18 protein-coding genes are annotated in these 25,128 nt (G+C 69.9%); 8 read left to right on the top strand and 10 right to left on the bottom strand.

Annotated features, from left to right (window positions below; translation table 11 throughout):
- Positions 1-3: 3 nt before the first annotated feature.
- From manD to PSK12I2_RS0119100, 6 genes are all read left to right on the top strand, one after another.
- A complete protein-coding gene (gene manD / locus PSK12I2_RS0119125) occupies positions 4-1,215 on the top strand; it encodes a D-mannonate dehydratase ManD (protein ID WP_027599647.1) in 1,212 nt (403 codons plus the stop codon).
- 14 nt (positions 1,216-1,229) lie between these two features.
- Complete coding sequence (locus tag PSK12I2_RS0119120; RefSeq protein ID WP_027599646.1) at positions 1,230-2,258, top strand: Zn-dependent oxidoreductase; 1,029 nt, start codon at positions 1,230-1,232, stop codon at positions 2,256-2,258.
- A gap of 70 nt (positions 2,259-2,328) precedes the next feature.
- Entirely contained in the window at positions 2,329-3,606 is a 1,278-nt protein-coding gene (locus PSK12I2_RS0119115; RefSeq protein ID WP_037007848.1) for an MFS transporter, read from the top strand.
- A complete protein-coding gene (locus PSK12I2_RS0119110) occupies positions 3,603-5,036 on the top strand; it encodes a mannitol dehydrogenase family protein (protein WP_027599644.1) in 1,434 nt (477 codons plus the stop codon). The genes PSK12I2_RS0119115 and PSK12I2_RS0119110 overlap by 4 nt, the downstream gene beginning before the upstream one ends.
- 1 nt (position 5,037) lies before the next feature.
- Positions 5,038-6,222 (top strand): mannonate dehydratase, encoded by a 1,185-nt coding sequence (gene uxuA / locus PSK12I2_RS0119105; protein ID WP_027599643.1) that lies wholly within the window; start codon positions 5,038-5,040, stop codon positions 6,220-6,222.
- Positions 6,223-6,295: 73 nt separating this feature from the next.
- Positions 6,296-7,852: a UxaA family hydrolase gene (locus PSK12I2_RS0119100; protein ID WP_027599642.1), complete on the top strand. Its 1,557-nt coding sequence runs from the start codon at positions 6,296-6,298 to the stop codon at positions 7,850-7,852.
- Positions 7,853-7,862: 10 nt separating this feature from the next.
- Here PSK12I2_RS0119100 and PSK12I2_RS0119095 read toward each other — a convergent pair whose 3' ends face one another.
- The 5 genes from PSK12I2_RS0119095 to PSK12I2_RS0119075 form a co-directional block, all read right to left on the bottom strand.
- A complete protein-coding gene (locus PSK12I2_RS0119095) occupies positions 7,863-10,862 on the bottom strand; it encodes a chemotaxis protein CheB (protein ID WP_027599641.1) in 3,000 nt (999 codons plus the stop codon).
- A 141-nt stretch (positions 10,863-11,003) separates the two neighbouring features.
- On the bottom strand, positions 11,004-14,009 hold the full coding sequence (locus PSK12I2_RS0119090; protein WP_027599640.1) for an efflux RND transporter permease subunit: 3,006 nt from the start codon (positions 14,007-14,009) through the stop codon (positions 11,004-11,006).
- Positions 14,010-14,012: 3 nt separating this feature from the next.
- The gene (locus tag PSK12I2_RS0119085) at positions 14,013-15,110 is read right to left on the bottom strand and encodes an efflux RND transporter periplasmic adaptor subunit (protein ID WP_051398759.1); all 1,098 of its coding nucleotides are present in this window, start codon (positions 15,108-15,110) and stop codon (positions 14,013-14,015) included.
- Between the two features lie 14 nt (positions 15,111-15,124).
- Positions 15,125-15,907, bottom strand: a complete 783-nt coding sequence (locus PSK12I2_RS0119080; protein ID WP_027599638.1) for a MipA/OmpV family protein — start codon at positions 15,905-15,907, stop codon at positions 15,125-15,127.
- Between the two features lie 11 nt (positions 15,908-15,918).
- Entirely contained in the window at positions 15,919-17,358 is a 1,440-nt protein-coding gene (locus tag PSK12I2_RS0119075) for a TolC family protein (protein WP_027599637.1), read from the bottom strand.
- 96 nt (positions 17,359-17,454) lie between these two features.
- Between PSK12I2_RS0119075 and PSK12I2_RS0119070 the strand changes: the two genes are divergently transcribed.
- Together PSK12I2_RS0119070 and PSK12I2_RS0119065 are read left to right on the top strand one after the other, a co-directional pair.
- The gene (locus tag PSK12I2_RS0119070) at positions 17,455-18,129 is read left to right on the top strand and encodes a response regulator (RefSeq protein WP_007158636.1); all 675 of its coding nucleotides are present in this window, start codon (positions 17,455-17,457) and stop codon (positions 18,127-18,129) included.
- Positions 18,126-19,295 (top strand): cell wall metabolism sensor histidine kinase WalK, encoded by a 1,170-nt coding sequence (locus PSK12I2_RS0119065; protein WP_007158635.1) that lies wholly within the window; start codon positions 18,126-18,128, stop codon positions 19,293-19,295. Before PSK12I2_RS0119070 ends, PSK12I2_RS0119065 begins: the two co-directional genes overlap by 4 nt.
- Positions 19,296-19,349: 54 nt before the next feature.
- On the opposite strand, the gene PSK12I2_RS0119060 is transcribed toward PSK12I2_RS0119065, so the two are convergent.
- The 5 genes from PSK12I2_RS0119060 to PSK12I2_RS0119040 all read right to left on the bottom strand — a co-directional run bounded on the left by PSK12I2_RS0119060 (position 19,350) and on the right by PSK12I2_RS0119040 (position 25,122).
- The gene (locus PSK12I2_RS0119060) at positions 19,350-19,904 is read right to left on the bottom strand and encodes a ProQ/FinO family protein (protein WP_027599636.1); all 555 of its coding nucleotides are present in this window, start codon (positions 19,902-19,904) and stop codon (positions 19,350-19,352) included.
- A gap of 397 nt (positions 19,905-20,301) precedes the next feature.
- Positions 20,302-21,747, bottom strand: coding sequence for an aldehyde dehydrogenase family protein (locus PSK12I2_RS0119055; RefSeq protein WP_027599635.1), 1,446 nt, complete (start codon positions 21,745-21,747; stop codon positions 20,302-20,304).
- Between the two features lie 54 nt (positions 21,748-21,801).
- The gene (locus PSK12I2_RS24155; RefSeq protein WP_051398758.1) at positions 21,802-22,989 is read right to left on the bottom strand and encodes a hypothetical protein; all 1,188 of its coding nucleotides are present in this window, start codon (positions 22,987-22,989) and stop codon (positions 21,802-21,804) included.
- 22 nt (positions 22,990-23,011) lie between these two features.
- Positions 23,012-23,632 (bottom strand): hypothetical protein, encoded by a 621-nt coding sequence (locus tag PSK12I2_RS0119045; protein ID WP_007158631.1) that lies wholly within the window; start codon positions 23,630-23,632, stop codon positions 23,012-23,014.
- An 8-nt stretch (positions 23,633-23,640) separates the two neighbouring features.
- On the bottom strand, positions 23,641-25,122 hold the full coding sequence (locus PSK12I2_RS0119040) for an aspartate aminotransferase family protein (protein ID WP_007158630.1): 1,482 nt from the start codon (positions 25,120-25,122) through the stop codon (positions 23,641-23,643).
- Positions 25,123-25,128: the final 6 nt, after the last annotated feature.

Below are 25,128 nucleotides of genomic sequence, written 5' to 3'. Positions count from 1 at the left end.
GCCATGAAGATCACCGAAGCCCGCGTCATCGTCACCTGTCCCGGTCGCAACCTGGTCACCCTCAAGATCGTCACCGACGAAGGCCTCTATGGCCTCGGTGACGCCACCCTCAACGGCCGCGAACTGGCGGTGGTGGCCTACCTGGAAGAGCACGTGCTGCCGGCGCTGGTCGGTCGCGACGCCCATCGCATCGAAGACATCTGGCAGTACCTCTATCGCGGCGCCTACTGGCGGCGCGGACCGGTCACCATGACCGCCATCGCCGCGGTGGACGTGGCGCTCTGGGATCTCAAGGCCAAGGCCGCCGGTATGCCGCTGTACCAGCTGCTCGGCGGTAAGAGTCGCGAGCGGGTGATGGTCTATGGCCACGCCACCGGCAAGGACATCGACAGCTGCCTGGACGAGGTGGCCCGCCATGTGGAGCAGGGCTATCGCGCGGTGCGGGTGCAATGCGGGGTGCCGGGCATTCCCACCACCTATGGCGTGGCCAAGCGCGAGGGCGAGCGCTACGAGCCGGCCGACAGCGACCTGCCGGTCGAGCACGTCTGGGACACCGCCAAGTACCTCAATCACGTGCCCAAGCTGTTCGCCGCGGTGCGCGAGCGCTTTGGCGACGACCTGCACCTGCTGCACGACGTGCATCACCGGCTGACGCCCATCGAGGCGGGACGGCTGGGCAAGCGGGTCGAGGAATACAACCTGTTCTGGCTGGAGGACTGTACCCCGGCGGAAAACCAGGAGGCCTTCCGCCTGATCCGCCAGCACACCACCACGCCGCTGGCGGTGGGCGAGGTGTTCAATTCCATCCACGACTGCCGCGAGCTGATCCAGGAGCAGCTGATCGACTATATCCGCGCCACCCTGGTGCATGCCGGCGGCATCACCCACATGAGGCGCATCGCCGATCTGGCCGCGCTCTACCAGGTGCGCACCGGCTTCCATGGCGCCACCGACCTGTCGCCGGTGTGCATGGGCGCGGCGCTGCACTTCGACAGCTGGGTGCCCAACTTCGGCATCCAGGAGCACATGCCCCACGAGGCGCGCATCGAGGAGGTCTTTCCCCACGCCTATCGCTTCGACGACGGCCATTTCACCCCGGGCGAGGTGCCCGGCCACGGCGTGGACATCGATGAAGACCTCGCCGCCCGTTATCCGTACCAACGCGCCAGCCTGCCGGTGAACCGGCTGGTGGATGGCACCCTGTGGCACTGGTGAAGGAGGAGTCCAGGATGAAAGCCTTTCAGGTCAGAGCGCCCCACGAATTCAGCATCGCAGAGGTCGCGGTACCCACGCTGGCGCCCGGTGAGGTCCGCGTCGGAGTGGCCTATGCCGGCATCTGCGGCTCGGACATGCACATCATCCATGGGCAGAACGCCTTCGTGCGCTTTCCCCGCGTCACCGGCCACGAGTTCGCCGGCGTGGTGCGCGAGGTGGGCGCGGGCGTGAGCGGCCTGGCGGTGGGCGATCCGGTCTGCGTCGATCCGGTGATCGCCTGTGGAAGCTGCTATCCCTGCCGCATCGGCCGGCCCAATGTCTGCAGTCGCCTGCAGGTGCTGGGGGTGCACCGCGATGGCGGCTTCAGCGAAGAGGTCTGCGTACCCGCCGCCAACGCCCATCGCCTGCCGCCCGGTCTGCCGCTGGCCCAGGCCGCCCTGGTCGAGCCCTACAGCATCGCCCTCAATGTGCTGGAGCGGATGCAGTTCCTGCCCGGCGATGGCCTGCTGATCTACGGCGCCGGCGTGATCGGCCTGACCCTGGTGCAGATGGCCCGGGCGCTGGGCATCGCCGACATCACGGTGACCGATGTGCTGGACGATCGCCTGGCCACCGCCCGGACCCTGGGCGCGACCCGCACCCTCAATGGTCGCGAGACCAATGTCGAGGCGGCCATGCGCGAAGCCACCGGCGGCGAGGGCGTGCCGCTGATCGTCGACGCCGCCTGCCATCCAGCCTTGCTGCCGGAGATCGTCCGGCTGGCGTCGCCGGCCGGGCGCATCGGCCTGCTGGGCTTCAGCGCCACGCCCAGCGAGCTGGTGCAGCTGGAGATCATCAAGAAGGAACTGACGCTGGTGGGCTCGCGGCTCAACAACGGCCGCTTTCCGCGGGTCATCGAGCTGCTGGCGACGGGCCGGCTGGATGCCGCGGCGCTGATCAGCCACCAGGTGGCCAGCCAGGAGATGCCGGGCGCCATCGAGCTGATCGAAAGGCACCCCGAGCAGACCCGCAAGGTGCTGGTGCAATGGGGTGGCAACGCCTGACAACACGGGCTCCCCGAGGGGCGCCGCTGCGATGCCTTACCGAATAAAGACAATGAGCGGGAGGTAACAAATGGCTGGACAAGGTCGTGGACTGGTACTCGTCATGCTGTTCCTGGCGGGGGTCGTCAACTATCTGGATCGCTCGGCGCTGTCGGTGGCGGCGCCGCTGATCCAGAAGGACTTCGCGCTCAGCGCCGGCGAGATGGGGTTGCTGTTCAGCGCCTTCTTCGTCGGCTATGCGGCGTTCAACTTCATCGGTGGCTGGGCCGCCGACCGCTATGGCGCCAAGACCACGCTGCTGCTGGCCATGGTGCTCTGGTCGGCGTTCAGCGGCCTGACGGTGCTGGCCTCGGGCTTTGCCGCGCTGATCGTGATCCGGGTGCTGTTCGGCATGGCCGAGGGGCCCCTGAGCGTCTCCACCAGCAAGATGGTCAACAACTGGTACGCGCCGCACAACCGCGGCCGCACCCTGGGCCTGTCGATGTCGGGCACCCCCCTGGGCGGCGCCATCTCCGGCCCCATCGTCGGCGTGATCGCGGTGGCCTACGGCTGGAAGGTGTCCTTTGTCGTCATCATGCTGATCGGCTTCGTCTGGGCGGTGGTCTGGTACCTCTGGATCAAGGACAAGCCAACCGGCCAGCTGGCCGCCGACATCGCCGCCGAGGAGCGCGCCGTGGCCGTGGTGGACACCGAGGTCAGGCCGCTCAAGTACTACCTGCGCCAGCCCACGGTGCTGTTCACCGCCCTGGCGTTCTTCGCCTACAACTACACCCTGTTCTTTTTCCTCACCTGGTTTCCCAGCTACCTGATCCAGGCCTATGGCCTCAACGTGAAGGACATGAGCATCGCCACGGTGATCCCCTGGGTGCTGGGCTTCATCGGCCTGGCGGTGGGCGGCTATCTGTCCGACTGGGTGTTCCGCAAGACCGGCCGGCTGATGTTCTCGCGCAAGGTGGTGCTGGTGAGCTGCCTGCTGGCCTGCGCCCTGTGCATCGCCGTGGCCGGCCTGGTCAGCACCCTCTATGCCGCGGTGGCCCTGGTGGCGCTCTCGGTGTTCTTCCTCTACCTGACCGGGGCGATCTACTGGGCGATCATCCAGGACACGGTGCCGGCGGCGCGGGTGGGCGGGGTGAGCGGCTTCATGCACTTCCTGGCCAACACCTCGGGCATCATCGGCCCGGCGGTGACCGGCTACCTGGTGCAATTCACCGGGGCCTTCACCAGCGCCTTCCTGCTGGCCGGCGCCCTGACCGTGATCGGTTCGCTGTGCGTGGCGCGCTTCGTCAAGCCGCTGGCCGAGCGGCCGGCGGACGCACCCGCCGAGCTGGCCACCGGAGGCGCCCGATGAGCGATTTCGAACGTATTCCTTCGCGCTATCCGGCGCCCGCCATCGGCATCGTCCACCTGGGCCTGGGCGCCTTCCATCGTGCCCACCAGGCGGTCTACCTGGAGCGCAACCTGGCCCGCCATGGCGGCGGCGCCTGGGGCCTGTGCAGCGCCAACCTCAGATCGGGGCGGGCGCTGGTGGAGACCCTCAGCGCCCAGCAGGGTCGCTATCACGTGGCCGAATACCGCAACCGGCGCGAAGGGGTGCTGCGCGAGATCGGCGTCCTGCGCGAGGTGCTCTACGCTGGCGACGGCGGGGCCGGGCGCGAGGCCCTGCTGGCCCGGCTGGCCGATCCCGGGGTGCGCATCGTCACTCTGACGGTGACGGAAAAGGGCTATTGCCTGAGTCCGGCCAGCGGCGCGCTGCGCCGCGACGATCCCGGCATCGTCCACGACCTAACCGAACCGCGGGCGCCGCGCACCGCGCCGGGGCTGCTGGTGGAAGGCCTGCGCCGGCGCCGGGCGGCCGGCATCGCGCCCTTCACCGTCCTCTGCTGCGACAACATGCCGGACAACGGCCAGCGGACCCGCCAGGCGGTGGTGTCCCTCGCCGAGGCCCAGGACGCCGGGCTGGCGGCCTGGATCGCTACCGAGGTGGCCTTTCCCTGCAGCATGGTGGATCGCATCGTCCCGGCCATGGACGAAGCCGCCTTCGCGCGGTTGCGCGATCTCGGCTGCGATGACCCGGCCGCCGTGGTCGGCGAGGCCTTCAGTCAGTGGGTGGTCGAGGACCGCTTTCCGCAAGGGCGCCCGGACTGGGAACATGAAGGGGTGCAGATGGTGGCGGACGTCCGTCCCTTCGAGACCATGAAGCTGCGCCTGCTCAATGGCAGCCATTCGCTGCTGGCCTATGTCGGCAGCCTGGCCGGTCACGGCACCGTGGCCGAGGCCATGGCCGATGAACGCCTGGCGGCCCTGGTGCACCGCTACATGAGTCGCGAGGCGGCGCCGACCCTGGACATGCCGGAAGGCGTGGATCTGCCGGGCTATGCCCAGGCGCTGGTCGCGCGCTTCCGCAACGATGCCCTGCAGCACCGCCTGCGGCAGATCGCCATGGACGGCTCGCAGAAGCTGCCGCAACGCTGGCTGCTGGGCGCCCGGCAGCTGCTGGAGCAGGGCGGTGATCCGGCCTGCACCGCCCTCGGCGTGGCGGCCTGGATCCAATATGGTGAAGGCGAGGGCGAGGCGCTGGACGATCCCCTGCGCGCCACCCTGGCCGCCTTGCCTACGGGCGCGGCGCGGGTGGACGCCGTGCTGGCGCTGGCCGAGGTCTTTCCCCCCGACCTGGCCGCGCACCCCGTCTTTCGCGCCGCGGTGCAACGGGCCCACGCGCGCATCGCCGCGGCGGGTATCGAAGCGGCCATCGCCGATCTGACCGAGCAAGGAGTCTGACATGGAACACACCTGGCGCTGGTTCGGCCCGCGCGATCCCATCTCTCTCGCCGACATCCGCCAGACCGGGGCCACCGGCATCGTCACGGCGCTGCACGAGATCGCCAATGGCGAGGTCTGGCCGGTGGCCGCCATCGCCGAGCGCAAGGCGCTGATCGAGGCGGCGGGGCTGTCCTGGTCGGTGGTGGAGAGCATCCCGGTCCACGAAGACATCAAGCGCGGCCTGCCGGGTCGCGAGCGCTATCTGGAGAACTACTGCCAGAGTCTGCGCAACCTCGCCCAGTGCGGCATCGACGTGGTCTGCTACAACTTCATGCCGGTGCTCGACTGGACCCGCACCCAGCTGGCCCATCGGTTGCCCGACGGCGGCTGGGCGCTGAGATTCGATCAGGACGCCTTCGCCGCCTTCGATCTCTGCATCCTGCAGCGTGACGGCGCCGAGGCCGAGTACAGCACCGCGGAGATCGAACGGGCGCGCCGCTATCACGCCGGGCTCGACGACGCCGGGCGCGAGGAACTGGTGCGCACCCTCATCGCCGGTCTGCCGGGCGCCGAGGAGGGCTACACGGTGGCCGACCTGCGGGCCCTGCTGGCCACCTATGCCGGTATCGACGCCGCGCAGCTGCGCGAGCACCTGGCGACCTTTCTCCAGGCGGTGGTGCCTGTGGCGGAAGAAGTGGGCATCCGCCTGGGGGTGCATCCGGACGATCCGCCGCGACCGCTGCTGGGTCTGCCCCGGGTGGTCTCCACCGCCGCCGATGCCCAGTGGCTGCTGGATGCTGTGCCGAGCCCGGCCAACGGCCTCACCTTCTGCACCGGCTCCTATGGCGTGCGCGCCGACAACGACCTGGTGGCCATGGCCCGCCAGTTCGCGCCGCGCATCCATTTCGTCCACCTGCGCGCGACCCGGCGCGAGGCGGATCCGCGCAGCTTCCACGAGGCCCATCACCTTGACGGCGACGTCGACATGGTCGGGGTAATCCGCGAACTGGTGCGCGAGGAGCGTCGCCGCGCACGCGACGGCGGAGCGCGCCTGCCCATGAGGCCGGACCACGGCCACCAACTGCTGGATGATCAGGGGCGGCGGACCAATCCGGGCTATTCGCTGATCGGCCGGCTCAAGGGTCTGGCGGAATTGCGCGGCGTGGAACAGGCCGTGCGGCAACTGGAAGAGGAGCGCGGTTGATGCGGATCGGCAGCTATCAGGCACCCCTCAGGCGTGATCCAGACCAAATTCGAAGGCTGACGTGGAGACCCCTATGGAATTGATCACCCGCAGCGGCGCCGTGGCCGCTGCCCGCGCCACCCTGCGTCTGCACCCGCAAGACGATGTGCTCATCGCCCGCCAGGCGCTGGTGCCCGGTCTGGAATTGCCGGAGGAGGGCGTGCAGGTCCGCGAGCCGGTGCCCGCCGGGCACAAGGTCGCCGTGCGCGCCATCGCGGCAGGCGCACCGGTGCGGCGCTATGGCCAGATCATCGGCTTCGCTCGCGAGGCCATCGCCGCCGGCAGCCATGTGCACGTACACAACCTGGCCATGGGCGACTTCGCCCGCGAACACGCCTTCGGCATTGAGGCCCGCGGGACACCGGCGCCCATCGAGCGCAGCTTTCTCGGCATCGTCCGCCCGGATGGCCGGGTGGCGACCCGCAATTACATCGGCATCCTCACCTCGGTGAATTGCTCGGCCACGGTGGCCCGGGCGGTGGCCGACCATTTCCGCCGCGACGTCCATCCCGCGGCGCTGGAGCCCTATCCCAACGTCGATGGCGTGGTCGCCCTGACCCATGGCGTCGGCTGCGGCATCGACACCCAGGGCGAGGGCATGGCGGTGCTGCGCCGCACCCTGGGCGGCTATGCGGCCCACCCCAACTTCGCCGCCGTGCTGTTCATCGGCCTCGGCTGCGAAGCCAACCAGATCCCCTCACTGCTGGCTGACCAGGGCCTCGCCGAGCATGCGGGACTGCAGACCCTCAATATCCAGGACAGCGGCGGCACCACCGCCACCGTGGCCCGTGGCATCGCCGCGGTCGAGGCGTTGCTGCCCGCAGCCAATGCGGTGCAGCGCGAACCAGTCAGCGCGCGGCATCTGATCCTCGGCCTGCAATGCGGCGGCTCGGACGGCTATTCCGGCATCAGCGCCAATCCGGCCCTGGGCCGGGCGGTGGACCTGCTGGTGGCCGCCGGGGGCACCGCCATCCTCTCGGAGACGCCGGAAATCTACGGTGCCGAACACCTGCTCACCCGCCGCGCCGCCAGCCCGGCGGTGGGCGAGCGCCTGGTGGAACGCATCCGCTGGTGGGAAGACTATTGCGCCCGCTTCGGCGCCAGCCTGGACAACAACCCCTCGGCGGGCAACAAGGCCGGCGGCCTGACCACCATTCTGGAAAAATCCCTGGGCGCGGTGATCAAGGCCGGTTCCACCGATCTGATGGCGGTCTATGGCTACGCCGAGCCGGTGCGCACCCCGGGCCTGGTGTTCATGGACACCCCCGGCTACGACCCGGTCTCGGCCACCGGCCAGGTGGCGGGGGGCGCCAACCTGATCGCCTTCACCACTGGCCGGGGTTCGGCCTATGGCTGCGCACCGACGCCGTCGCTGAAGATCGCCACCAACACCCGGCTGTGGGAGAGCCAGCGCGACGACATGGACGTGGATTGCGGGGGCCTGGTGGACGGCAGCACCACCCTGGAAGAGCGGGGCGCCTTCATCTTCGAGCGCCTGCTGGCGCTGGCTTCGGGGGAGCGCAGCCGCAGCGAGTTGCACGGCTACGGGCAGAACGAATTCGTCCCCTGGCAACTGGGCGCCACCACCTGAGTGGGCGGTATCAGGGCTCTGCCAGCCCGGTGTCGATGCCGCTGGTCACGGCCTCGCCATCCGGTTGCAGGTGCCGCCAGATGATGATCGCCGCGGTGTGGGTGAAGGCCGCGGCCAGTTCGAGATCCATCGCATCCGGCAGTCGGGGATGTTGGAAATACATCGCCAGGGAACCGAGGCTCTCACCGTCCGCAGTCTTGACCGGAAAGGACCAGCAGCCACGGAAGTCGTATTGACGTGCCATCCACGCCCGGGATTCCCAGAGCGGCTCCTCCAGCACATCGCGGGTGATGACCGGCTCACCCAGCGCGATGGCCAGCCCGCAGGCCAGCGAATCAAGGGAGATCGGGCAACCCTCCACGTCCCGGGCGTAGCGCTCCGTCATACCCACCACATGGCTCAGACCCGTGCTCTTGGAGAGAAAGAAGGCGCACCGGCGCTGATCACCCGCTTCGGCGATCAGGGCCTGGATCAGAATGCCCAGCGACCGGCGTAGGCCTTCTCCCCTCATGGCGGACTGGAAGGCGTCCTTCTGCGCGGTGAGCCATTGCTGACTGCGTTTCAGCTGGCGTTCGCGTTCACGCAGTGCCAGCTCCGCCTGGGTGCGCAGGGTGATATCGGCGAAAGTGACGGCGACACCGGCGACGGCTCGCGGATTGCCCGTATCCGGGTAGATTCGCCGCAAAAACCAGCGGCTGTCCCGGGACTGCACCACCGCCGTGCGGGGCTTGCCATCCTGCAACACCTGCCGAATGTCCTCGAACAGCTCGGGATCCTGGAACTTGGGTACCAGGTCACGCACATGCCGCCCGGTATCGGCCTGTTGCAGCGGCAGCAGGTCGGTCATGGCCGGGGTGAACCAGAGGATCTTCAGCTCGGCATCCAGGCAGAGGGTCATCACGGCGCCGGAGGACAGGACCCGCCGCTGCATCTGCAACTGCCCGATATGGTCCTGCAGCGAATCGTTCGCCCGGTTCAGGTCCTCGTTGCTCAGTTGCAGCTGGTCGTTGGTGTCCTTGAGTTCGTTGTTCAAGGCCTTGAGTTCTTCGGTGAGTGCCTGCAGCTCCTCGCGCGAGGCTTCGAGCTCTTCCTGCGAAAGGCGGATCGCTTCACGCCAGTCCGCTTCCTCTACCACCCGAGTGTCATCGAAAACGTCTGGAGACGCGGGTGTCCCAGCGCTCCCTGACTGACGGATGAAGGACACCAGCACCTGATCCTGTTGACCCGGACCATCCAGGGGCGTGATGCGCAAGGTGACGCTCAAGGTGGCGTCGAAGCGATCCGGCAAGCCCGCGACCAGCGTTGGCTCGCCACCGTGCAGGGCGCCGGTGAGGTGATGGCGCAGGGTGGCGACCCAGGGGCGGGGCACCAGATCGAGCAGTCGGTAGCTCGGTTCACCGACCGGCAGGCCGAGAAAGGCCTCGGTGTTGCCGTACAGGCGCAGCACCTGCCCCTCGACGTCGATCAGCACCGAGGGCAGCTCGAAATGTTCGAGGGCCGTGCGCTCGGCTTCGAGGGCGCGCACTGTCCGGCTGGATCGTCGCCGGGGCAGGGTGGGCGGCGGGCCTGGCAAGGGCCCTGCCTTGCGATGGATGTTCCAGCGCAGGGCCACGGGTTCGAAGCCGAAGCGATGCAGGGGATAGGCCTCGCTCTTGCCCAGCAGCAGATAGCCGCCAGGCCGTAGCGCGCCGTGCAATAGCTGCAGCACGAAGTCGATGGTCTCGGGTTCGAGGTAGATCAGCAGATTCCGACAGCTGATCAGATCCATCGCGGCGAACGGCGGATCGAGCAGTAGGTCCTGGACCGCGAAGACCATGCGCTCGCGCAAGGAGCGCCGAACCCGATAGGCCCCATCGACGGCATAGAAGAATCTTTCCAGACGTGCGGGTGACAGCGTCGCCAGCTCTCTGCCGCGATAGGCGCCACGGCTGGCCTGGGCCAGCATCTCCGGGGCCGGCTCGGTGGCGAACAGCTGCGCTCCGGTGGTGCAGCCATGGGCGGTACGCAGTTCGTCGAGCAACATCGCCATCGAATAGGCTTCCTGCCCCGTGGAGCAGGCGGGGATCCAGATGCGCAGGGGCTCGGTCGCCGGGCGCTTCAGCAGCGGCAGCAGCACCTCTTCGCCGAGTACGTCCCAGGCGTCCGGATCGCGAAAGAATTCGGTGACATGGATAGGGATGCCCTTGACCAGGGCCACCAGCTCGGCGGGGTCGTCCTCCAGCAGCGCGGCATAGTCGCCGAAGGCCCAGACCCGGCGTACATCCATACGCTGCTGGATGCGCCAGAGCAGGGGGGACGTCTTGTAGCCGCTGAAGTCGAACGCCGCCTGGCGGCGGATCAGCTCCAGGATCTGCTCCAGGGTCGTTGCCAGGGAGGTCGGCTGGGTCGTGGGCTCCGGCCAGTGGTACTCCGGCGCGGCGCAGCCGATCAGATAGCGCGCGATAGCGGCGATGGGCAGGGCCAGATGATGCAGACCGCGCTGGGCGATGGCGTTGGGCATGCCTTGATGGGCGGCCGTCAGCGGATCCTGGACGATGACCGTGCCCCCGCACTGGCGGATGTGGATAGCCCCGGCGGTGCCGTCCATGCCACTGCCGGACAGGATCACCGTGACGGTACGGGCGGCCGCCTGCGGCGAAAGGCTCTCCAGGAAGGCATCGATGGCGTCGGTTTCCGGCCTTCGCTGCCCACCTTCGGCTGGGCGCGTGTGAAAACGCTGGTCTTCCAGGGTCAGGATGGCGGCGGGCGAGGGCAGATGGACAGTGCCGGGCTTGGGGTAGGTGTCACTCGCGGCCGTCTCGACCGGCATCGCTGACCAGTTTTGCAGGAGGCTGCGCAGACCACTGGGGCTGCTGGGCGGTAGATGCTGCAGCACGACGAAGGCGAAGGGCAACTGGGTGCCGATGGCCTCGAACAGCTGCTGCAGCGCGGTGATGCCGCCGGCGGAGGCGCCGATCACGATGAGCGGGGGAAGCGCGACAGCCTCCGATGGGGACTGGAGTCTGGTCATGGGAGAGTCCTTGGCGGTGCCCGGGCGGGGGCATCGGGGCGAGGGGCGGCCACAGGAGCGGGTGGCGCCGGATCCCTACCAGCATAACGTCACCCCGCCTTTGCGCCAGCGAAGCGGCGCCTTCGCGCGCCCGGTTGCCCGCTAACGGCGCCCATGGAGCAAGCCATAGAGCACCGGGATCAGCCCCAGGGTCACCAGGGTGCCCAGGGCCAGGCCGCCGATCATGCTGATGGCCATGCCCGTCCACAGGGGGCCGGCAAAGAGCATCAGCGGGATGAGACCGAGGATGCAGGTCAGCTTGGTCATGATGATCGGCCGCAGGCGCTCGCCGGCGGCGTCGAGCAGCGCCGGCACCAGAGGCTTGCCGGCCTGGCGTTCGGCTTCGATGCGCTCGAGCAGCAAGACCGCGTTGTTGACGATGATGCCGGCCAGGGACAGCAGGCCGAAGGTGGCCATGAAGCCGAAGGGATGGCCACTCAGCCAGAGCGCCAGGGCCACGCCGATGAGGATGAAGGGAATGCTGGCAACGATGATGAGCACCTTGCGCCAGGAATCGAATTGCCAGAGGAACAGTAGCAGCATGGCCACGGCGGCCAGCGGCAGGTAGCGCAGCAGGGCGTCGTTGGCGGCGGCGGAATCCTCGCTCTCGCCGCCCAGCTCCAGGCGGTAGCCGGGCGGCAACTGCAGGGTCGGCAACTGGGGCGCGAGGGTGGCGACCAGGGTGGCGGCGGTCATGCCGGGATTGCGCGCGCTGACCGTGAGGGTGCGCTGCAGATTGCGTCTGACCTTGACCCCGGCCTCGCTGGCCAGCTCGATCCGGGCCACCGACGCCAGCGGCAGCGGCGCGCCGCCGCCCTGGGGATAGACCAGCAGGCTGCCTGGATCGCCGTCAGGGGCAGGGCTGCGCGCGGCGATCTCGACCGGATACTGGCCATCGCGCAACCGGGCGCCGCTCAGGCCGTCGCCGGCCAGTTGCAGCGTCTGGGCCAGGTCGCGCCGGTCGAGTCCGGCGGCGCGGGCCCGGGCCGGGTCGACCTCGACCTGATAGCGCAGCAGCCGCGGACCCCAGTCGTCCTGGATGTCGCGGGTCCCGGGGACGGCGGCGAGCAGGTCGGCAAGATCGCTGCCCAGCTGACGCAGGACCGCCTCGTCCGGCCCGCTCAGGCGATAGACCGCCAGGCCGCTCTCGGTGGTACCCAGGGAAAAGCGCTTGGGCTGGGCGCGCACCTCGGGATAGCCGCGCGCCAGCTCGGCGCCGACCCGGGCCATGACCTGGGCGAGATCGGCGTCCGGGCGAGTGGTCACGGTGAAATAGGCGACATTGGGACCGGGCAACGGCGGATTGAGCCCCAGCACGATGCGCGGACCGCCCTCGGCGACGTAGCCGATGCTTTCGACGATATCGGCATCCACGCCCAGCCAGCGGCTGAAGCCCTGCATGAGGTCCAGGGTGCGCTCGGCCGAGGTGCCGGGTTCCAGCTGGATGGGGATCTGGAACTGATTACGATCCGAGGGGGGCAGGAAGTCGTAGGGCAGGCTGAGCACCTTGAGGGTGGCCAGCACCAGCAGCCCGAGCATGGCCAGCAGATAGGCCAGCCGGTGCCGCAGCAGGGCTTCCAGCAGCCGGCGATAGCCGCGGTGCAGGGCGCTGTCGGTGCTGGCGCCGGTATGGGTGGGATCCGGCACCAGGCGCAGGCAGAGCAGCGGCGTCACCGTCAGGCTGAGCGCCCAGGAGCCCAGCAGGGTCAGCGCCAGCACCACGGCCAGGGACCTCAGGTATTCGTTGGTGCTGGTCTGGCCGAGAAAGAACGGCGAGAAGGCCAGGATGATCACCAGCGAAGAGGTCAGCAGCGGGATGGCCAGGGTCCGGCCGGCGGCCTCGCAGGCGGCGCGGCGGTCCTCGCCGGCGCGCAGGCGTCGTTCGATGTCTTCGGCGATGACGATGCCGTTGTCCACCAGCAGTCCCAGCGCCAGGATCAGCGCGGCGATGGACACCGTCTGCAGTTCGATGCCCAGGGCGCGCATGACCAGCAGGGTCGCCAGCACCGTGAGCGGCACGATGGCGCCGACGATCAGTCCCAGGCGCCAACCCAGGAACAGCATGACCACCGCCATGACGATCACCATGGTCTCCATCAGCACGTGCTGCATGCGCGCCATGGCGTGATGGACCACCTCGGCCTGGAAGGTCACCCGGTGCAGGGCGAACCCGGCGGGCAGACTGGCCTCCAGGGCCTTGAGCCGGTCGTGCAGCGCAGCGCCGAAGGCTTCCACGTTGCGTCCCGGGGTCATGGCGATGCCCAGCACCAGGGCGCGCTCGCCGCGATAGAAGGCGGCGCTGCGCACCGGTTGCGCGGGTTCGACCCGCACCTGGGCCAGCTCGGCCAGGGGCACGGCGCGGCCTTCGGCCAGCTGGATCGGCACGGCGCGCAGCGCGGCGGGATCGGCCAGTTCGCCGCCGATGGCCAGGCTCAGCGTACGGTCGCCCTGGCGCAGGCTGCCGCCGCTGATCAGTGCGTTGCGCGCCCGCAGCTGCGCCAGCAGGGCCTGGGGCGAAAGACCGGTCCGCGCCAGGGCGGTGGCGTCCAGTTCGAGGGTGACGCGGTCTTCCTGCAGGCCATAGAGGGCGATGCGATCCACCCCGGGCAGATCATAGAGCGCCCGACGCAGCCGTTCGGCTTCGCTGCGCAGTTCGCTCGGGCTGAAGCCGGGCGCGGTCACGGCGATGGACGCCACTGCCACCCGGCCGAAGTCGTCGTCCACCACCGGCCCCTGGGTGCCTTCGGGCAGCTCTTGCGCCACCTCGGCGACCTTGTTGCGCACCCGTTGCCAGAGCGCCGGCAGGTCCGTGATCTCGTCCCGTGCGGTGAGCTGGACGATGGCCTGGCCGGGTCTCAGGGTGGTCACCATGGTCTTGAGTTCGGGCAATTCGCGCAGCCGGTCTTCCAGCGGCTTGGCCAGCAGCTCTTCCACCCGGTCGCTGGGCAGGCCGGGCAGGGCGACGCTGACCAGGGCGTCGCGCACCGTGACGCTGGGCTCCTCCTGGGAGGGAAAGCCGAGAAAGGCATAGAGACCGCCGAGCAGCAGGGCCAGGGCGACAAAGAGCACCAGGCGACCCCGGCGCAGGGCGAAAGCGGTCAGGGACATAACTTACTCCCCCGTGAGCACGGTGCCGGGCCGATAGGGCAGCACATGCTCGCCCGCGTGCAGGAAGGCGGCCCCGGCCACCACGATCTGGTCACCCTCGGCGAGACCGCTGGCGATCAGCGCCTGGCCCTGCTGCAGGGCCGCCACCGTGACCGGGCGCGGTTTCACCTGCTGGGTCTCCGGCTGGTAGACATAGACCTGACCGGCGCTGCCGCTCTGACCGGGCAGCAGCGCGCCCAGGGGCACCGCCAGCTGCGCCTGGGCCGGCAGCGGCAGACGCACGTCCAGCAGGCTGCCGCTGGGCAGGGCCGGTGCCTCCTGGTCGAGGGCGAAGACCGCTTCCTGCAGCAGGCCCTGCTCGGCACGCGGCGAAAGACCGACCAGCCGGAGCGGCAGGGGCGCGCCGTCGCGCGTGGCATAGGCCTGGGCCTGAGTGCCGGGCGCCAGCCCCTGGGCCAGGGCGGCCGGCACCTGCACCACCACCTGACGTTCGCCGTCGGCCTGCAGCCCGAACAGGGTCTCGCCCGCGCCCACCAGCCGCAGCGGCTCCGGCGCGCGCAGGACGATCTGGCCAGCGAAGGGCGCTATCAGCCGGGTCTGGGCCAGGGCGCGGCGCGCCAGGGCCAGTTCCGCCTCGGCGCCTCCTTGCTGGGCCTGGGCCGCACCCAGGGCGGCGTTGGCGGCTTCCAGCTCAGCCTTGGCCAGGTTGCCGTCGGCGAACAGCTGCCGAGCACGCCGCTGTCCGGCGCGGCGCTGGTCCAGCTCCACCCGAGCGGCCTGCACCCGAGCGCTGGCCTGGGCCAGGCGCAGGCGTGCCGGTTCGGCGTCCTGCTCGGCGAGCAGTTGCCCGGCCGCGACCCGGGCACCCACGTCCACGGCCACCCTCAGCACCCGGCCGCCATTTTCGAAGGCCAGCGCCGAGCTGTGCGGCTGGCGCACCAGGCCGGGTAGCAGCGGGGCCTGGGCCGCAAGCCGCGCGACCGGCGCGAGCTTGACGGTGCGCAGGGGCACCGGACCGGGGCGTTCATCGGGTGAACAGCCGCCCAGCAGGGGCAGCAGCAGGAGTAAGGCGAGGGCGGAGGTCAGGCGCGGGCCAGGCATGGCGGGCTCCAGGATCAGAAGCTGTAGGTCAGGGCGACTTGGGCGGTGGTGGCGGTGGCGCGCTGCCGCAGCGGGCTGTCGCGTGCCTGGTCGCCGTAGTAGGTGGTGGTCAGGGTCGCCACCGAACTCCAGTGCGGATCGAAGGCGTGCAACCAGTTCAGCGCGGCGGAATAGGCATAGATGCCCCGGTCGAGCCGGGCCGGGGCGAAGCCGCTGGCGGCGCTCTGGGCGGCGGTGACGCCGAAATAGGTCTGGTTGAAGCGGCTGTCACTGGCGTGGGCGTCGAGATCCAGCGCCAGGGTGTCCTGGTCGGTGTGCAGGCCGATGGCTTCCACGCCCAGGCGATAGCGATTGCCGCGCTGGGCCCCGGCCAGTCGCCATTCGCCCTCGGCGTTGAGGCTGAGCCAGGGCGCCAGGGCCTGGCTCAGATTGAGGTCCAGCACCGTGGCGCCGTCGACCTCGCCCATACCCTTCAAGCGGTCGGCGCCTGGCCGCGAGGCGTTGTCGCGGTCATCGCGGCCGAAGTCGTAGTTCAGGGCGCCGCTGAGGGTCAGTCCCTGGGCCGACTGCCATTGCAGGCCGAGGCCGCGACTGGTGTCGGCAAAGAAGGGCCCACGCTGCACCACCACCAGCGGCAGCAACTGCGGCCGGTAGGCGGCCGAACCCATGTAGCGACCGACCGCGCCGGCCACCAGGCCGAGGCTGACGTCGGTGTGGTCACCCCAGGGCGAGGCGTCGGCCGCCTGGGCGGCCAGGGGTGTCAGGCAGAGCAGCAGCAGCAGGGTGGTGCGGGTCATGGCGAGTCCTCTTAGGTGGCGGAAGGGTGGTCGAGGCCGTGCAGGGCGCGGTACAGGCGCAGGCGATTGAGGCGCAGGGCCTGGTCGGTCTGGCGCAGCGCCTCGCCGGCGCGCAGCCCGTCGAGACCGGCCTGCAGGCTGGCGCCGGGATCGCCGGCCCCGGCCTGCCACTGGCGCGCCAGACGCTGGCGGCGCTGTTGGCTCAACTGCAGCTGGGCGGCCAGGGTCTGCCGCTGCGCGAGCAGCAGGCGGCGCTCTTCCAGGGCGTCGGCCAGTTCGCGAAAGGCGTCCTGCAGGGTGCGTTCGTAGGCGGCCAGGGCCAGGTCGCGAGCGGTCCTGGCGGCGTCCAGGTTGGCCTGGTTGCGCCCGCCGTCGAACAGCGACAGGGACAGCGACGGCGTCAGCAGGCGCAGCCCTTGACCGGCGCTGAACAGGTCCTGCAATTGCGGACTGGCCAGGCCCACCGCGGTGCTCAGGCGAATGCTCGGGAAAAAGGCGGCACGGGCCGCGCCTATGCTGGCGTTGGCCGCCTGCAGACGCTCCTCGGCCGCGCGTACGTCGAGACGCTCCAGCAGGCGGCTGGAGGGCAGGTCGGCCAGCTCGCCCGGCAGTTCCGGCGGCGGACCGGCCGGGGCAGGCGCAGCGCTGGGCGAGGGCGCCAGCCGGTAGCCGGTAACCCAGGCCAGCGCCCCATAGGCCTTGGTGCGTTGGCTCAGGCGCTGTTGCTCCAGTTGCCGTGCGTCCAGGGCGGCCTGGGTCAGGGGCTCCAGGGCAGCCGGGGCCAGGTCGCCGGCGGCGATGCGTGCCCGGGTCCGCTGCACCAGCTCATCGCTGAGGGCCGCCATGGCCTGGGCGCTGAAGACCTGGGCATCGGCCTCGCGGGCCAGCAGGAAGAGGCGCGCCACCTCGGCTACCAAGGCGCCGCGCTCGGCCTGCTGGCCATAGGCGCTGGCCAACAGTTGGTGGCGGGCCTCTTCGCCGAGGCTGGCTACCCGCCCGAAGAAGTCCAGTTCGAAGGCGTCCACGCCGAGGGTGGCGGTGGCCAGGTCCTGCTGGTAGCGCTCGTCCAGCGCCTGGTCAGCGAAGCGCTGGCGCGGCCGCTGCACCGCCAGGCCCAAGGTGGGCCAGCGGTCGGCCTGGCGCGCGCCCAGCTGCGCCCGCGCCTGCTCGACCCTGAGCTGGGTTATCCGGTAGTCTCGATTGCCCGCCAGCGCCTGGCCCACCAGCTCTGGCAGGAGAGCTTCAGCGCTGACCGCGGCCAGCAGTTGGCGCTCGTTAGGGCTGAGATCAACGCCCGCCGCGGGGGCAGCGTCCTGCCGGTGCCACAGCCCCTGGTGCGCGGGCACCGGCAGGGGCGGCCGCTGATAGTCGGGAATCAGCGAGCAACCGCTGAGGCCCAGCAGACCGATCAGCAGCAACTGGCAGGTGATGGAAGCGGCGAGTGAAGGCATGGCAGGCGGACCCGGTGCAAGGCATGGGTCGCAGGCTAGGGACGCCGAATCAAGATTCCTTCGGCTAATTGTCTAGATTCGATCAAGAGAGCGGACGTGGGCGACAAACTCATACTCATCGTCGAAGACGACGCCGACAGCGCCAGCGTGCTGGAGGCCTATCTGCTGCGCGATGGCTTCGCGGTCATCCTCGCCGAAGACGGCCGCCAGGGGCTGGAGCTGTTCCAGCGCGAGCGACCCGATCTGGTGTTGCTCGACATGATGCTGCCGCGCCTCGGTGGCACCGAGGTGCTGGCACAGATCCGCCGCGCCGGGGATACCCCGGTGATCATGGTGACCGCCATCGGCGACGAGCCGGAAAAGCTCGGCGCCCTGCGCTATGGCGCCGACGACTACGTGGTCAAGCCCTACAACCCCAAGGAGGTGGTGGCGCGGGTGCACGCGGTGCTGCGTCGCTGCCACCAGGCGCCGCGCGATGACCGCTGGCTGCGCCATGGCGCCCTGACGGTGGATCTGGAACGTTTCAGCGCCACCGTCGAGGCACGGGCCCTGGAGCTGACGCCCACCGAATTCGGCCTGCTCGCCACCCTGATGCGCACTCCGCACAAGGCCTTTACCCGCGAGGAATTGCTGGAGCGCTGCCTGCCGGAAAGCGAAGCCCTGGCGCGGGTGGTGGACACCCACCTGCACAACCTCAGGCGCAAGCTGGAAGCGGCGGGCCTTCCCGGCGTGCCGGTGACGGTGCGCGCCATCGGCTATCGCTTTTCATGAAGCGCCAGGCGCCGCTGGGGCGCTGGGTCGGCTGGCGCATGAGCCTGCTGGCCCTGGGCGCGGTGCTGCTGATCGCCGCCGGCATGTACCTCTGGTTTCTCTTCGGCGACTGGTGGGTGCTGCGCCAGGTGCCCCAGGCGGCGCGGGCGGAAATCCTCCAGCTGCGCGCCGATCCACAGGAAAACGAGGCGCGACTCTGGGCGCTGTTCAGCCACTACTATCCGGTGCGCTATTTCCTGCCCGGCATCGCCAGCCGCGACTGGTGGGTGCTGGCGGGGCTGCTGCTGGCGGCCGTGCCGCTGATCCTGCTGGCTGGCTTTCGGCTGTCACGCCCGCTGTCGAGCCAGTTCTCCGCCATCGCCGCGGCGGCGCGGCGGGTGGCCTCCGGCGATCTGGAGACCCGCCTGGAGGTGGCCGAGACGGCGCCGGCGGAATTGCGCCGCCTGGCGCTGGACTTCAACAGCCTCACCGCGCGGCTGCAGCAATACGAGCGCGACGTGCGGGATTCCAGCGCCATCCTCGCCCATGAGCTGCGCACCCCGCTCAACGCCGCCTCGGTGCGGGTGCAGGGCATCCTCGACGAGGTCTTTCCCGCCGATGCCCGCCAGTTGCAGATGGTCAAGCGCCAGCTCGACCTGCTCAACACCCTGGTGGGCGATCTGCACACCCTGTCGCTGGCCGAGGCCGGGCAACTGGCGCTGGATCAGCGGCCCTTCGCCCTGGCGGCATTGGTGGAAGAGCGGCTGGCCTGGTTCGCGCCCCAGCTGCAGGCCGAGGCCATCCAGCTGCGCCTGGAACTGGATCCCCGCCAACGGCTGTACGCCGACCGCCATCGCATCGGCCAGTTGCTCAACATCCTGCTGGAAAATTTCCTGCGCTATGGCGCCAGCGGCGGCGAACTGGAGATCGTCCAGCTGGCCCTGGCCGAGGGCCTGGTGCTGGAATTCCGGGATCGCGGCCCGGGCATCGCCGAAGCCGATCGCGAGCGGGTCTTTCACCGCTTCTGGCGCGCCGACAGTTCCCGGGCACGCCACCTTGGCGGCAGTGGCCTGGGCCTGTCCATCGCCCGCGCCATCTGCGCGGCGCATCAGGGCCGCATCGTCGCCCTGGGGCGCGAGGGTGGGGGGACGGTCATGCGCATCGAATTGCCGGGACGGCTGTCCTAACGCGGCGGGCGTCTGGAACGACTGCCCCTGTCTGGGCGACAGGGGCAGCGGGGCTCAGGCGGAGGCGTCGTCTGCGGGAGCGGCAACGGTCTCGGCCGCTGCAGGCGCTTGCGCTTCGGCAGGCGCGGCGGTGTCCGCCTTGGCCTTGGCCTGCTCACGGCGGGCCTGGGCGCGCTGGCGGCGTGCCTGCTGCTTGGCATAGACCGCCTGGGAGGCGGTCACGGTGCCAGCCGGCTGGCCATCCAGATCCAGGCGCGGGGCGTTTTCGGTCATGGCCGCCCAGTAGCGGGTGCCGCGACACCAGGTGGCGATCGACTGCTTGAGCTGATCACCGGTGATGCCCAGGCGCTCAAGGTGCTGCTCGGCGTCCTTCAGGATGCCTTCCTTGAGCGGCACCTTGGGTGCCGGATTGACCGGGAAGGCCAGCGGGAAGTGCTTTTGCAGACGGCGGATGCCTTCGACCACCGGATCCTGCTCGCGGGGCTTCTGCTCGCGGGGCTTGGCTTTCGGTGAAGGTCTCCGCGCCGGCCGCTCGTTGCTCTCGGTCTTTACCTGCGCTTTTTCGGCCCGCAGGCGGTCGCGTAGTTCAGCTAGTTGCTCAAAGCCCATCGTTCAGCTCACCGCTCCAAATAGAATTCACGTGCAAGGGTAACCCATGCCGGGCTTGGACCGCGCCAATCGCAGATCGGCACGCCCAAGGCTGGCGGCCCGTCATTCTAAAGGCTGGTTTGCCGCTCGTGCATCCTTGGAGGCGTCATTCCCGGCGGATGGTGTGCCCTGCTGGGCGTTTTCCAGGTCCGGTACGAAAGTCGCCGAGCGAAGGTGAGGCGGATTGAAACGACCAACGGGAGTAACCGCCCAAGGCTGCTCAAAGGGGTAGCGCTCACCAACCAAAAAGCAGAGGGAGCGCAGTGTACGTGCGGTAAAGGAGCATTCCGACCGGGCTGGCGATCCAGGGGTTTTTCAACGAAGCATCGCCGATGCGCAGGCACTTCTCGTACTGGACCTAGCCGCCTCCGGTCAGGCGCGACACCCACTGCGCCAGTCGCAGCTTGAAGGGCGAATAGGGCGGCAGCAGCAGACGAACGGCCAGCAGCGGACCGGCGGCGAGCACGCTGCGCTCGTGGGAAAAGGTGCGAAAACCGGCCTGACCATGGGCGCTGCCGCTGCCGGAGTGATTGACGCCGCCAAAGGGCAGGTGCAGCTGGGTGTACTGCTGCATGCACAGATTGAGGCCGACGCTGCCGGAGCTGGTGCGGGTGATGACTCGCTGCTGGATGTCGCGGTCGCGACTCCAGAGATAGAGCGCCAGGGGCTTGGGCCCGGCGTCGATGCGCTGCAGCACCTCTTCCAGGTCGTCGTAGGCGATCACCGGCAGGAGCGGACCGAACAGCTCCTGGCTGTCCAGGGGGCTGTCGATGGCCGAGCAATCCAGCAGGGTCGGTGCGAGGTAGCGCCCGGCCGCGTCGTGCGCGCCGCCGTGGATCAGCTGGGCACCGGCCGCCTGGGCCTGTTCCAGCAGTCCGATCAGCTGGCTGGCGTGGCGTTGGTGAATGAGTCGGGCATAGTCCGGGCTGGCGGCGGCATCGCTGCCGTAGCGCTGCACCAGCAGGGCGCGACAGCGCTCCTTGAAGGCCGGCAGCAGGCGGCGGGCGACGAAGACATGATCGGGCGCCACGCAGGACTGGCCGGCATTGAGGAATTTGCCCCAGAGCAGCAGCTCGGCGGCGGCGTCCAGGTCGGCGCTGGCGTCGATGATCGCCGGCGACTTGCCGCCCAGCTCCAGGGTCACCGAGGCCAGGTGCCGGGCAGCGGCCTGCATCACCAGGCGGCCCACGGCGGTGGAGCCGGTAAAGAAGAAGTGGTCGAAGGGCAGCGCCAAGAGCGCCTGGGCGGTGGAGACATCGCCTTCGCAAAAGGCCACGGTGTCCGGGGTGAAGGCCTCGGCCAGCAGTTCGCGCAGTACCGCGTTGACCGCCGGGGTGAATTCCGAGGGCTTGAGCATCACGCTGTTGCCGGCCGCCAAGGCCGACACCAGGGGGCCGAGCAGGGTGGAGACCGGGTAGTTCCAGGGGCCGATGATCAGGCAGCGCCCGCGCGGCTGGCTGTGGATGTGCGCCGGGCAGCCGAGGGAGGTCAGGGTCGGGCGCACCCGCCGTGGCTTCATCCAGCGGCGCAGGTGGCGGCGCGCGTGCTGGATCTCTTCCAGCACCGGCATGATCTCCGACAGTTCCACCTCCACCTCGGGCTTGCCGAAGTCCTGGCGAAAGGCGGCATAGAGCGCCCCCCGCCGCGCCACCAGGGCGCCATGCAGGCGCTGCAGCAGGCTCAGGCGCTCGGCGGCGCTGGAGCCGCGCAGGGCCAGGGCACGCGGTCCCTGGGCGGCGAATAGCCGCTGCAGGGTCTCGGGGTCGACCAGGGCGGGAGCGGGATCGGGGAGGGGCGCATTCATGGCAGCAGTCCGCAAGGGGGCAGGAAGGGGACGATTCGGTGACGGCGGCAGTATTCAGTCTGGGCGCTGCCAGCGCCAGCGCGGCACCGGCCGGGGGCCGCGGGCACTGAGGGCGAGCAGGGCCGCCAGCCCCAGGGCCAGCAGGGCGAGCAGGGCGCTCGTCAGGGCGGCGGGCCTGACCGCGGCGCCCTGCAACCAGAGCGAGGCCAGCGCCGGGCCGGCGGCGCAGCCGAGCAGTTGCAGCGAGGGCACCAGGGTGGCGACGCGGCCACTGGCGTCCAGCCGCAGGGCCAGGCTGATCTGGAAGGGGGTGAGGGTCTGCCAGAGAAAGGTGAAGGTCAGGCACAGCAGCACGAAACTCAGGTGCGCCCCCGGCGCCAGGCCATAGATCAGCGCGGCCAGGCTGCCCAGCGTCAGGGTCGCCAGGGTCAGGGTGGTGGCGGCCGGCAGCCAGGCCACCAGGACCGCGCCGGCCAGGCCGCCGAGCAACTGGGCGGCGAAGCTGGCGGCGATCAGGGTCTGGGCTTGGCTGGCGTCCAGTCCGAGGGCTTCGCCATAGGGTTCCAGGTAGGCCCAGAGCGCGCCGATGGCCGCCAGCTGGCAACCGACGAAGGCCAGCAGCAGTGCCTGGGGCAGTCGCCATCTATGGCGGACCGGCGCGCTGCCAGGGACGTCCACTGCCGCCAGCCGGCGTGGCAGGGCGACGGTCAGCGGCAGCGCCAGGGCGGTGACACCGGCCAGCAGCCGGAAGCCGCCGGCGCTGCCCAGCCGGGGCAGGATCCACAGCGCCAGCAGGGCGGCCAGCAGGCCCTGGCAAAAGGTCTGCAGAGCCATGAACAGGCCGGACAGCCGCTCGGCGGTGGGTTGACGGACGATCAGCGCCACCGCCGCCCAGAGCAGCAGGCCTTCGCCAAGGCCGGCGAGGGCGCGCAGGCCGAGCAACGGCAGATCACCGCTGGCCTGGGCGCTGGCCAGGTCGGCGGCGACCGCCAGCAGCGTCGCCGGCCACAGTACGGCTGGCAGCCCCAGGCGCGGGCCCAGGGCCTCACCGGCGATCACGCCCAGGCCCAGGGCGACGATCTCGCCCATGGCCACCAGGCCGAGGCCGTCGAGGCTGGCCCGGCCACTGGTGAACAGCTCGCCGAGCAGCAGCGGTTGCAGGCCGAGGATGAGCAGCGCCAGGGAGCCCAGCAGCAGCGCGGCTTGGACCTGGCGAGGCGGAGCGGGCGCGGTGACGGTCATGGGGTCTACCTTCGAAGAGTGGCTAGTAACCACGGCTTTCCGCCGGCAGCCGGCCCTGACGAAAGGCCTCGGCGGCGGCGCGCTGGTCGCGCTGGAGTCGGCGGGTGGCGATCAGCACCACCCACCAGGGCAGGCGGGTGAGCACCGCGCCGGTGGCCTGGGCCAGGGTGTAGGCCTTGGCGCATTTCTCGAACAGCTCGGCATTGAGGGCGGCGCGACTGGCGGTGGTCCCCAGGCACAGTGGCTGGCCGCCGAGCAGCTGGACGTTGCCGCGCGCGGCCAGGGCTTCCGCCAGGGCATCGCCCCGGGCCACCGCGGGCGCCATCCGCCCCAGGTGCCGGGCCTGCTCGTCGAACAGCTCCGGCAACTGGCCGCCGAAGTCCGCCACATGCTGCCCGTAGCGCCCCGCGCCCTGGATGATGGCGCCGACATCCGGTCGCGACCGGTAGACGAGTGCATGATCCAGGGCGGCGCCGCTGCGGCGGGCCAGCTCGATCTCGCAGGGCGCGGCATCGCCCAGGGTGCCGTACCAGAGACTCGCCGCCCCCGGTATGCGCACCGACAGGGCCAGGGCCGAGCGCTCGCCCTGTCGGGCCAGACGCTGCTGCAGATCCAGCCATTGCTGGCGCGATTCGGCTTTCATGGGCGGCCTCATACCAGTTGGAAGACCCGGTCGAAACGCTCCAGGGCGTCGTCGATCACGGCGTCGGTGTCGGCCAGGCTGGTGTAGATGCGGCTGCCGGCCAGGGTGATGAGGCCATGGGCGGTATAGGCCGCGCCCATCTCTTCCATCATGTGCTTGCGCGCCTTGGCCTCGTTGCGCACCCGCAGCAGCTTGAGCGGATTGCCGGTGTCGAGCAGCAGCACCCCGGAGGTCTGCAGGTGGACGATGGAGCCCAGGTTGTAGGCGACATAGGGCAGGTTGCGGCGCTGGATGATCTCCTCCAGGCCCTGGCGCAGTCGATCGCCGGCGCGGCCGGCCTGGCCGGCGGCGTCGAGGCGCTGGATCTCCTTGAGGGCGTAGTAGCCGGCCACGCAGCACAGCGGATTGGCCGACAGGGTGCCGCCGACGAAGGCGCGCTTCGACGAGGTGCCGATGCCGCCCACCAGCAGCTGCATGACCTCGGCCTTGCCGCCCAGGGCCCCGGCCATGGGGTAGCCGCCGGTCAGGCATTTGCCGAGCACGGTGAGGTCCGGCAGCACCTTGAAGTAGCCCTGGGCCCCACCCATGCCGGCGCGGAAACCGGTCACCACCTCGTCGAAGATCAGCAGGGCGCCGAATTCGTCGCAGAGCTTGCGCACCTCGCGGTTGAAGTGCGGATGCACCGGGCGAGTACCGCTCTCCGGGCCGAAGGGTTCCACCAGCACCGCCGCGGTGCCGCCGCGCAGGCGATTGAATTGCAGGCGCCGGCGCAGGGCCTCGAGGTCGTTGGGCGGGCTTTCCTGGGTGTGGGCGGTGGCGCCGCGGGGAATGCCGAGGGCCTCCATGCGCCCGGTACCGGGCAGGCGCATGCCGTACACCAGCTGATCGCTCCAGCCGTGGTAGGCGCCGCCGATCTTGATGATCCAGCGGCGCCCGGTATAGGCCCGCGCCAGGCGTACCGCGGCCATGGCCGCCTCGGTGCCCGAGCCCAGCAACCGCACCTGGTCGATGCCGGGCACGCTCTGGCAAACGAGTTCGGCCAGCTTGACCTCGTATTCGTGCAGCAGGCCGGTGACCGGGCCGCACTCGGCGAGGATGCGCTGCACCTGGTCGCGCACGCCGGGATGATTGGAGCCGAGCAGGGTGGGGCCGCCGGCCTGGAGGAAGTCGATGTACTGGTTGCCGTCGACGTCGGTGAGGTGCGCGCCCTCCGCCCGGGCGATGGCCAGGGGGAAGGGATGGTTGAACGCCAGGTTGTGCTGGATGCCCCCGGGAATGAAGCGCTTGGCTTCTTCGGCGAGCCGCCGCGAGCCCTGGCAGCGCTCGTCGAAATAGCCCATGACCTTGGCCAGCGCCTCGCGGCGCAGCGGGCGCATGGGCTGTTTGACCAGGGCGTCGAAACGGCGATAGAGCGTCTCGGTATCCGGCCAGGCGGAAATCGCCGGAGGCGTGGGTACCAGGGGCGGCGGGGTGGTCAGGGGCTGATTCATGGCGGA

This window comes from Pseudomonas sp. MOIL14HWK12:I2 (assembly GCF_000510745.1).
Lineage (GTDB): Bacteria > Pseudomonadota > Gammaproteobacteria > Pseudomonadales > Pseudomonadaceae > Chryseomonas > Chryseomonas oryzihabitans.
Note: the sequence above shows the minus strand (reverse complement) of the source record. Positions and strands in the feature narration are given on the sequence as shown.

What these genes read in the sequence shown, in the direction of transcription:
- manD (WP_027599647.1), top strand. Translation starts at nt 4, where the DNA reads ATGAAGATCACCGAAGCCCGCGTCATCGTCACCTGTCCCGGTCGCAAC.
- PSK12I2_RS0119120 (WP_027599646.1), top strand. Translation starts at nt 1,230, where the DNA reads ATGAAAGCCTTTCAGGTCAGAGCGCCCCACGAATTCAGCATCGCAGAG.
- PSK12I2_RS0119115 (WP_037007848.1), top strand. Translation starts at nt 2,329, where the DNA reads ATGGCTGGACAAGGTCGTGGACTGGTACTCGTCATGCTGTTCCTGGCG.
- PSK12I2_RS0119110 (WP_027599644.1), top strand. Translation starts at nt 3,603, where the DNA reads ATGAGCGATTTCGAACGTATTCCTTCGCGCTATCCGGCGCCCGCCATC.
- uxuA (WP_027599643.1), top strand. Translation starts at nt 5,038, where the DNA reads ATGGAACACACCTGGCGCTGGTTCGGCCCGCGCGATCCCATCTCTCTC.
- PSK12I2_RS0119100 (WP_027599642.1), top strand. Translation starts at nt 6,296, where the DNA reads ATGGAATTGATCACCCGCAGCGGCGCCGTGGCCGCTGCCCGCGCCACC.
- PSK12I2_RS0119095 (WP_027599641.1), bottom strand. Translation starts at nt 10,862, where the DNA reads ATGACCAGACTCCAGTCCCCATCGGAGGCTGTCGCGCTTCCCCCGCTC.
- PSK12I2_RS0119090 (WP_027599640.1), bottom strand. Translation starts at nt 14,009, where the DNA reads ATGTCCCTGACCGCTTTCGCCCTGCGCCGGGGTCGCCTGGTGCTCTTT.
- PSK12I2_RS0119085 (WP_051398759.1), bottom strand. Translation starts at nt 15,110, where the DNA reads ATGCCTGGCCCGCGCCTGACCTCCGCCCTCGCCTTACTCCTGCTGCTG.
- PSK12I2_RS0119080 (WP_027599638.1), bottom strand. Translation starts at nt 15,907, where the DNA reads ATGACCCGCACCACCCTGCTGCTGCTGCTCTGCCTGACACCCCTGGCC.
- PSK12I2_RS0119075 (WP_027599637.1), bottom strand. Translation starts at nt 17,358, where the DNA reads ATGCCTTCACTCGCCGCTTCCATCACCTGCCAGTTGCTGCTGATCGGT.
- PSK12I2_RS0119065 (WP_007158635.1), top strand. Translation starts at nt 18,126, where the DNA reads ATGAAGCGCCAGGCGCCGCTGGGGCGCTGGGTCGGCTGGCGCATGAGC.
- PSK12I2_RS0119060 (WP_027599636.1), bottom strand. Translation starts at nt 19,904, where the DNA reads ATGGGCTTTGAGCAACTAGCTGAACTACGCGACCGCCTGCGGGCCGAA.
- PSK12I2_RS0119055 (WP_027599635.1), bottom strand. Translation starts at nt 21,747, where the DNA reads ATGAATGCGCCCCTCCCCGATCCCGCTCCCGCCCTGGTCGACCCCGAG.
- PSK12I2_RS24155 (WP_051398758.1), bottom strand. Translation starts at nt 22,989, where the DNA reads ATGACCGTCACCGCGCCCGCTCCGCCTCGCCAGGTCCAAGCCGCGCTG.
- PSK12I2_RS0119045 (WP_007158631.1), bottom strand. Translation starts at nt 23,632, where the DNA reads ATGAAAGCCGAATCGCGCCAGCAATGGCTGGATCTGCAGCAGCGTCTG.
- PSK12I2_RS0119040 (WP_007158630.1), bottom strand. Translation starts at nt 25,122, where the DNA reads ATGAATCAGCCCCTGACCACCCCGCCGCCCCTGGTACCCACGCCTCCG.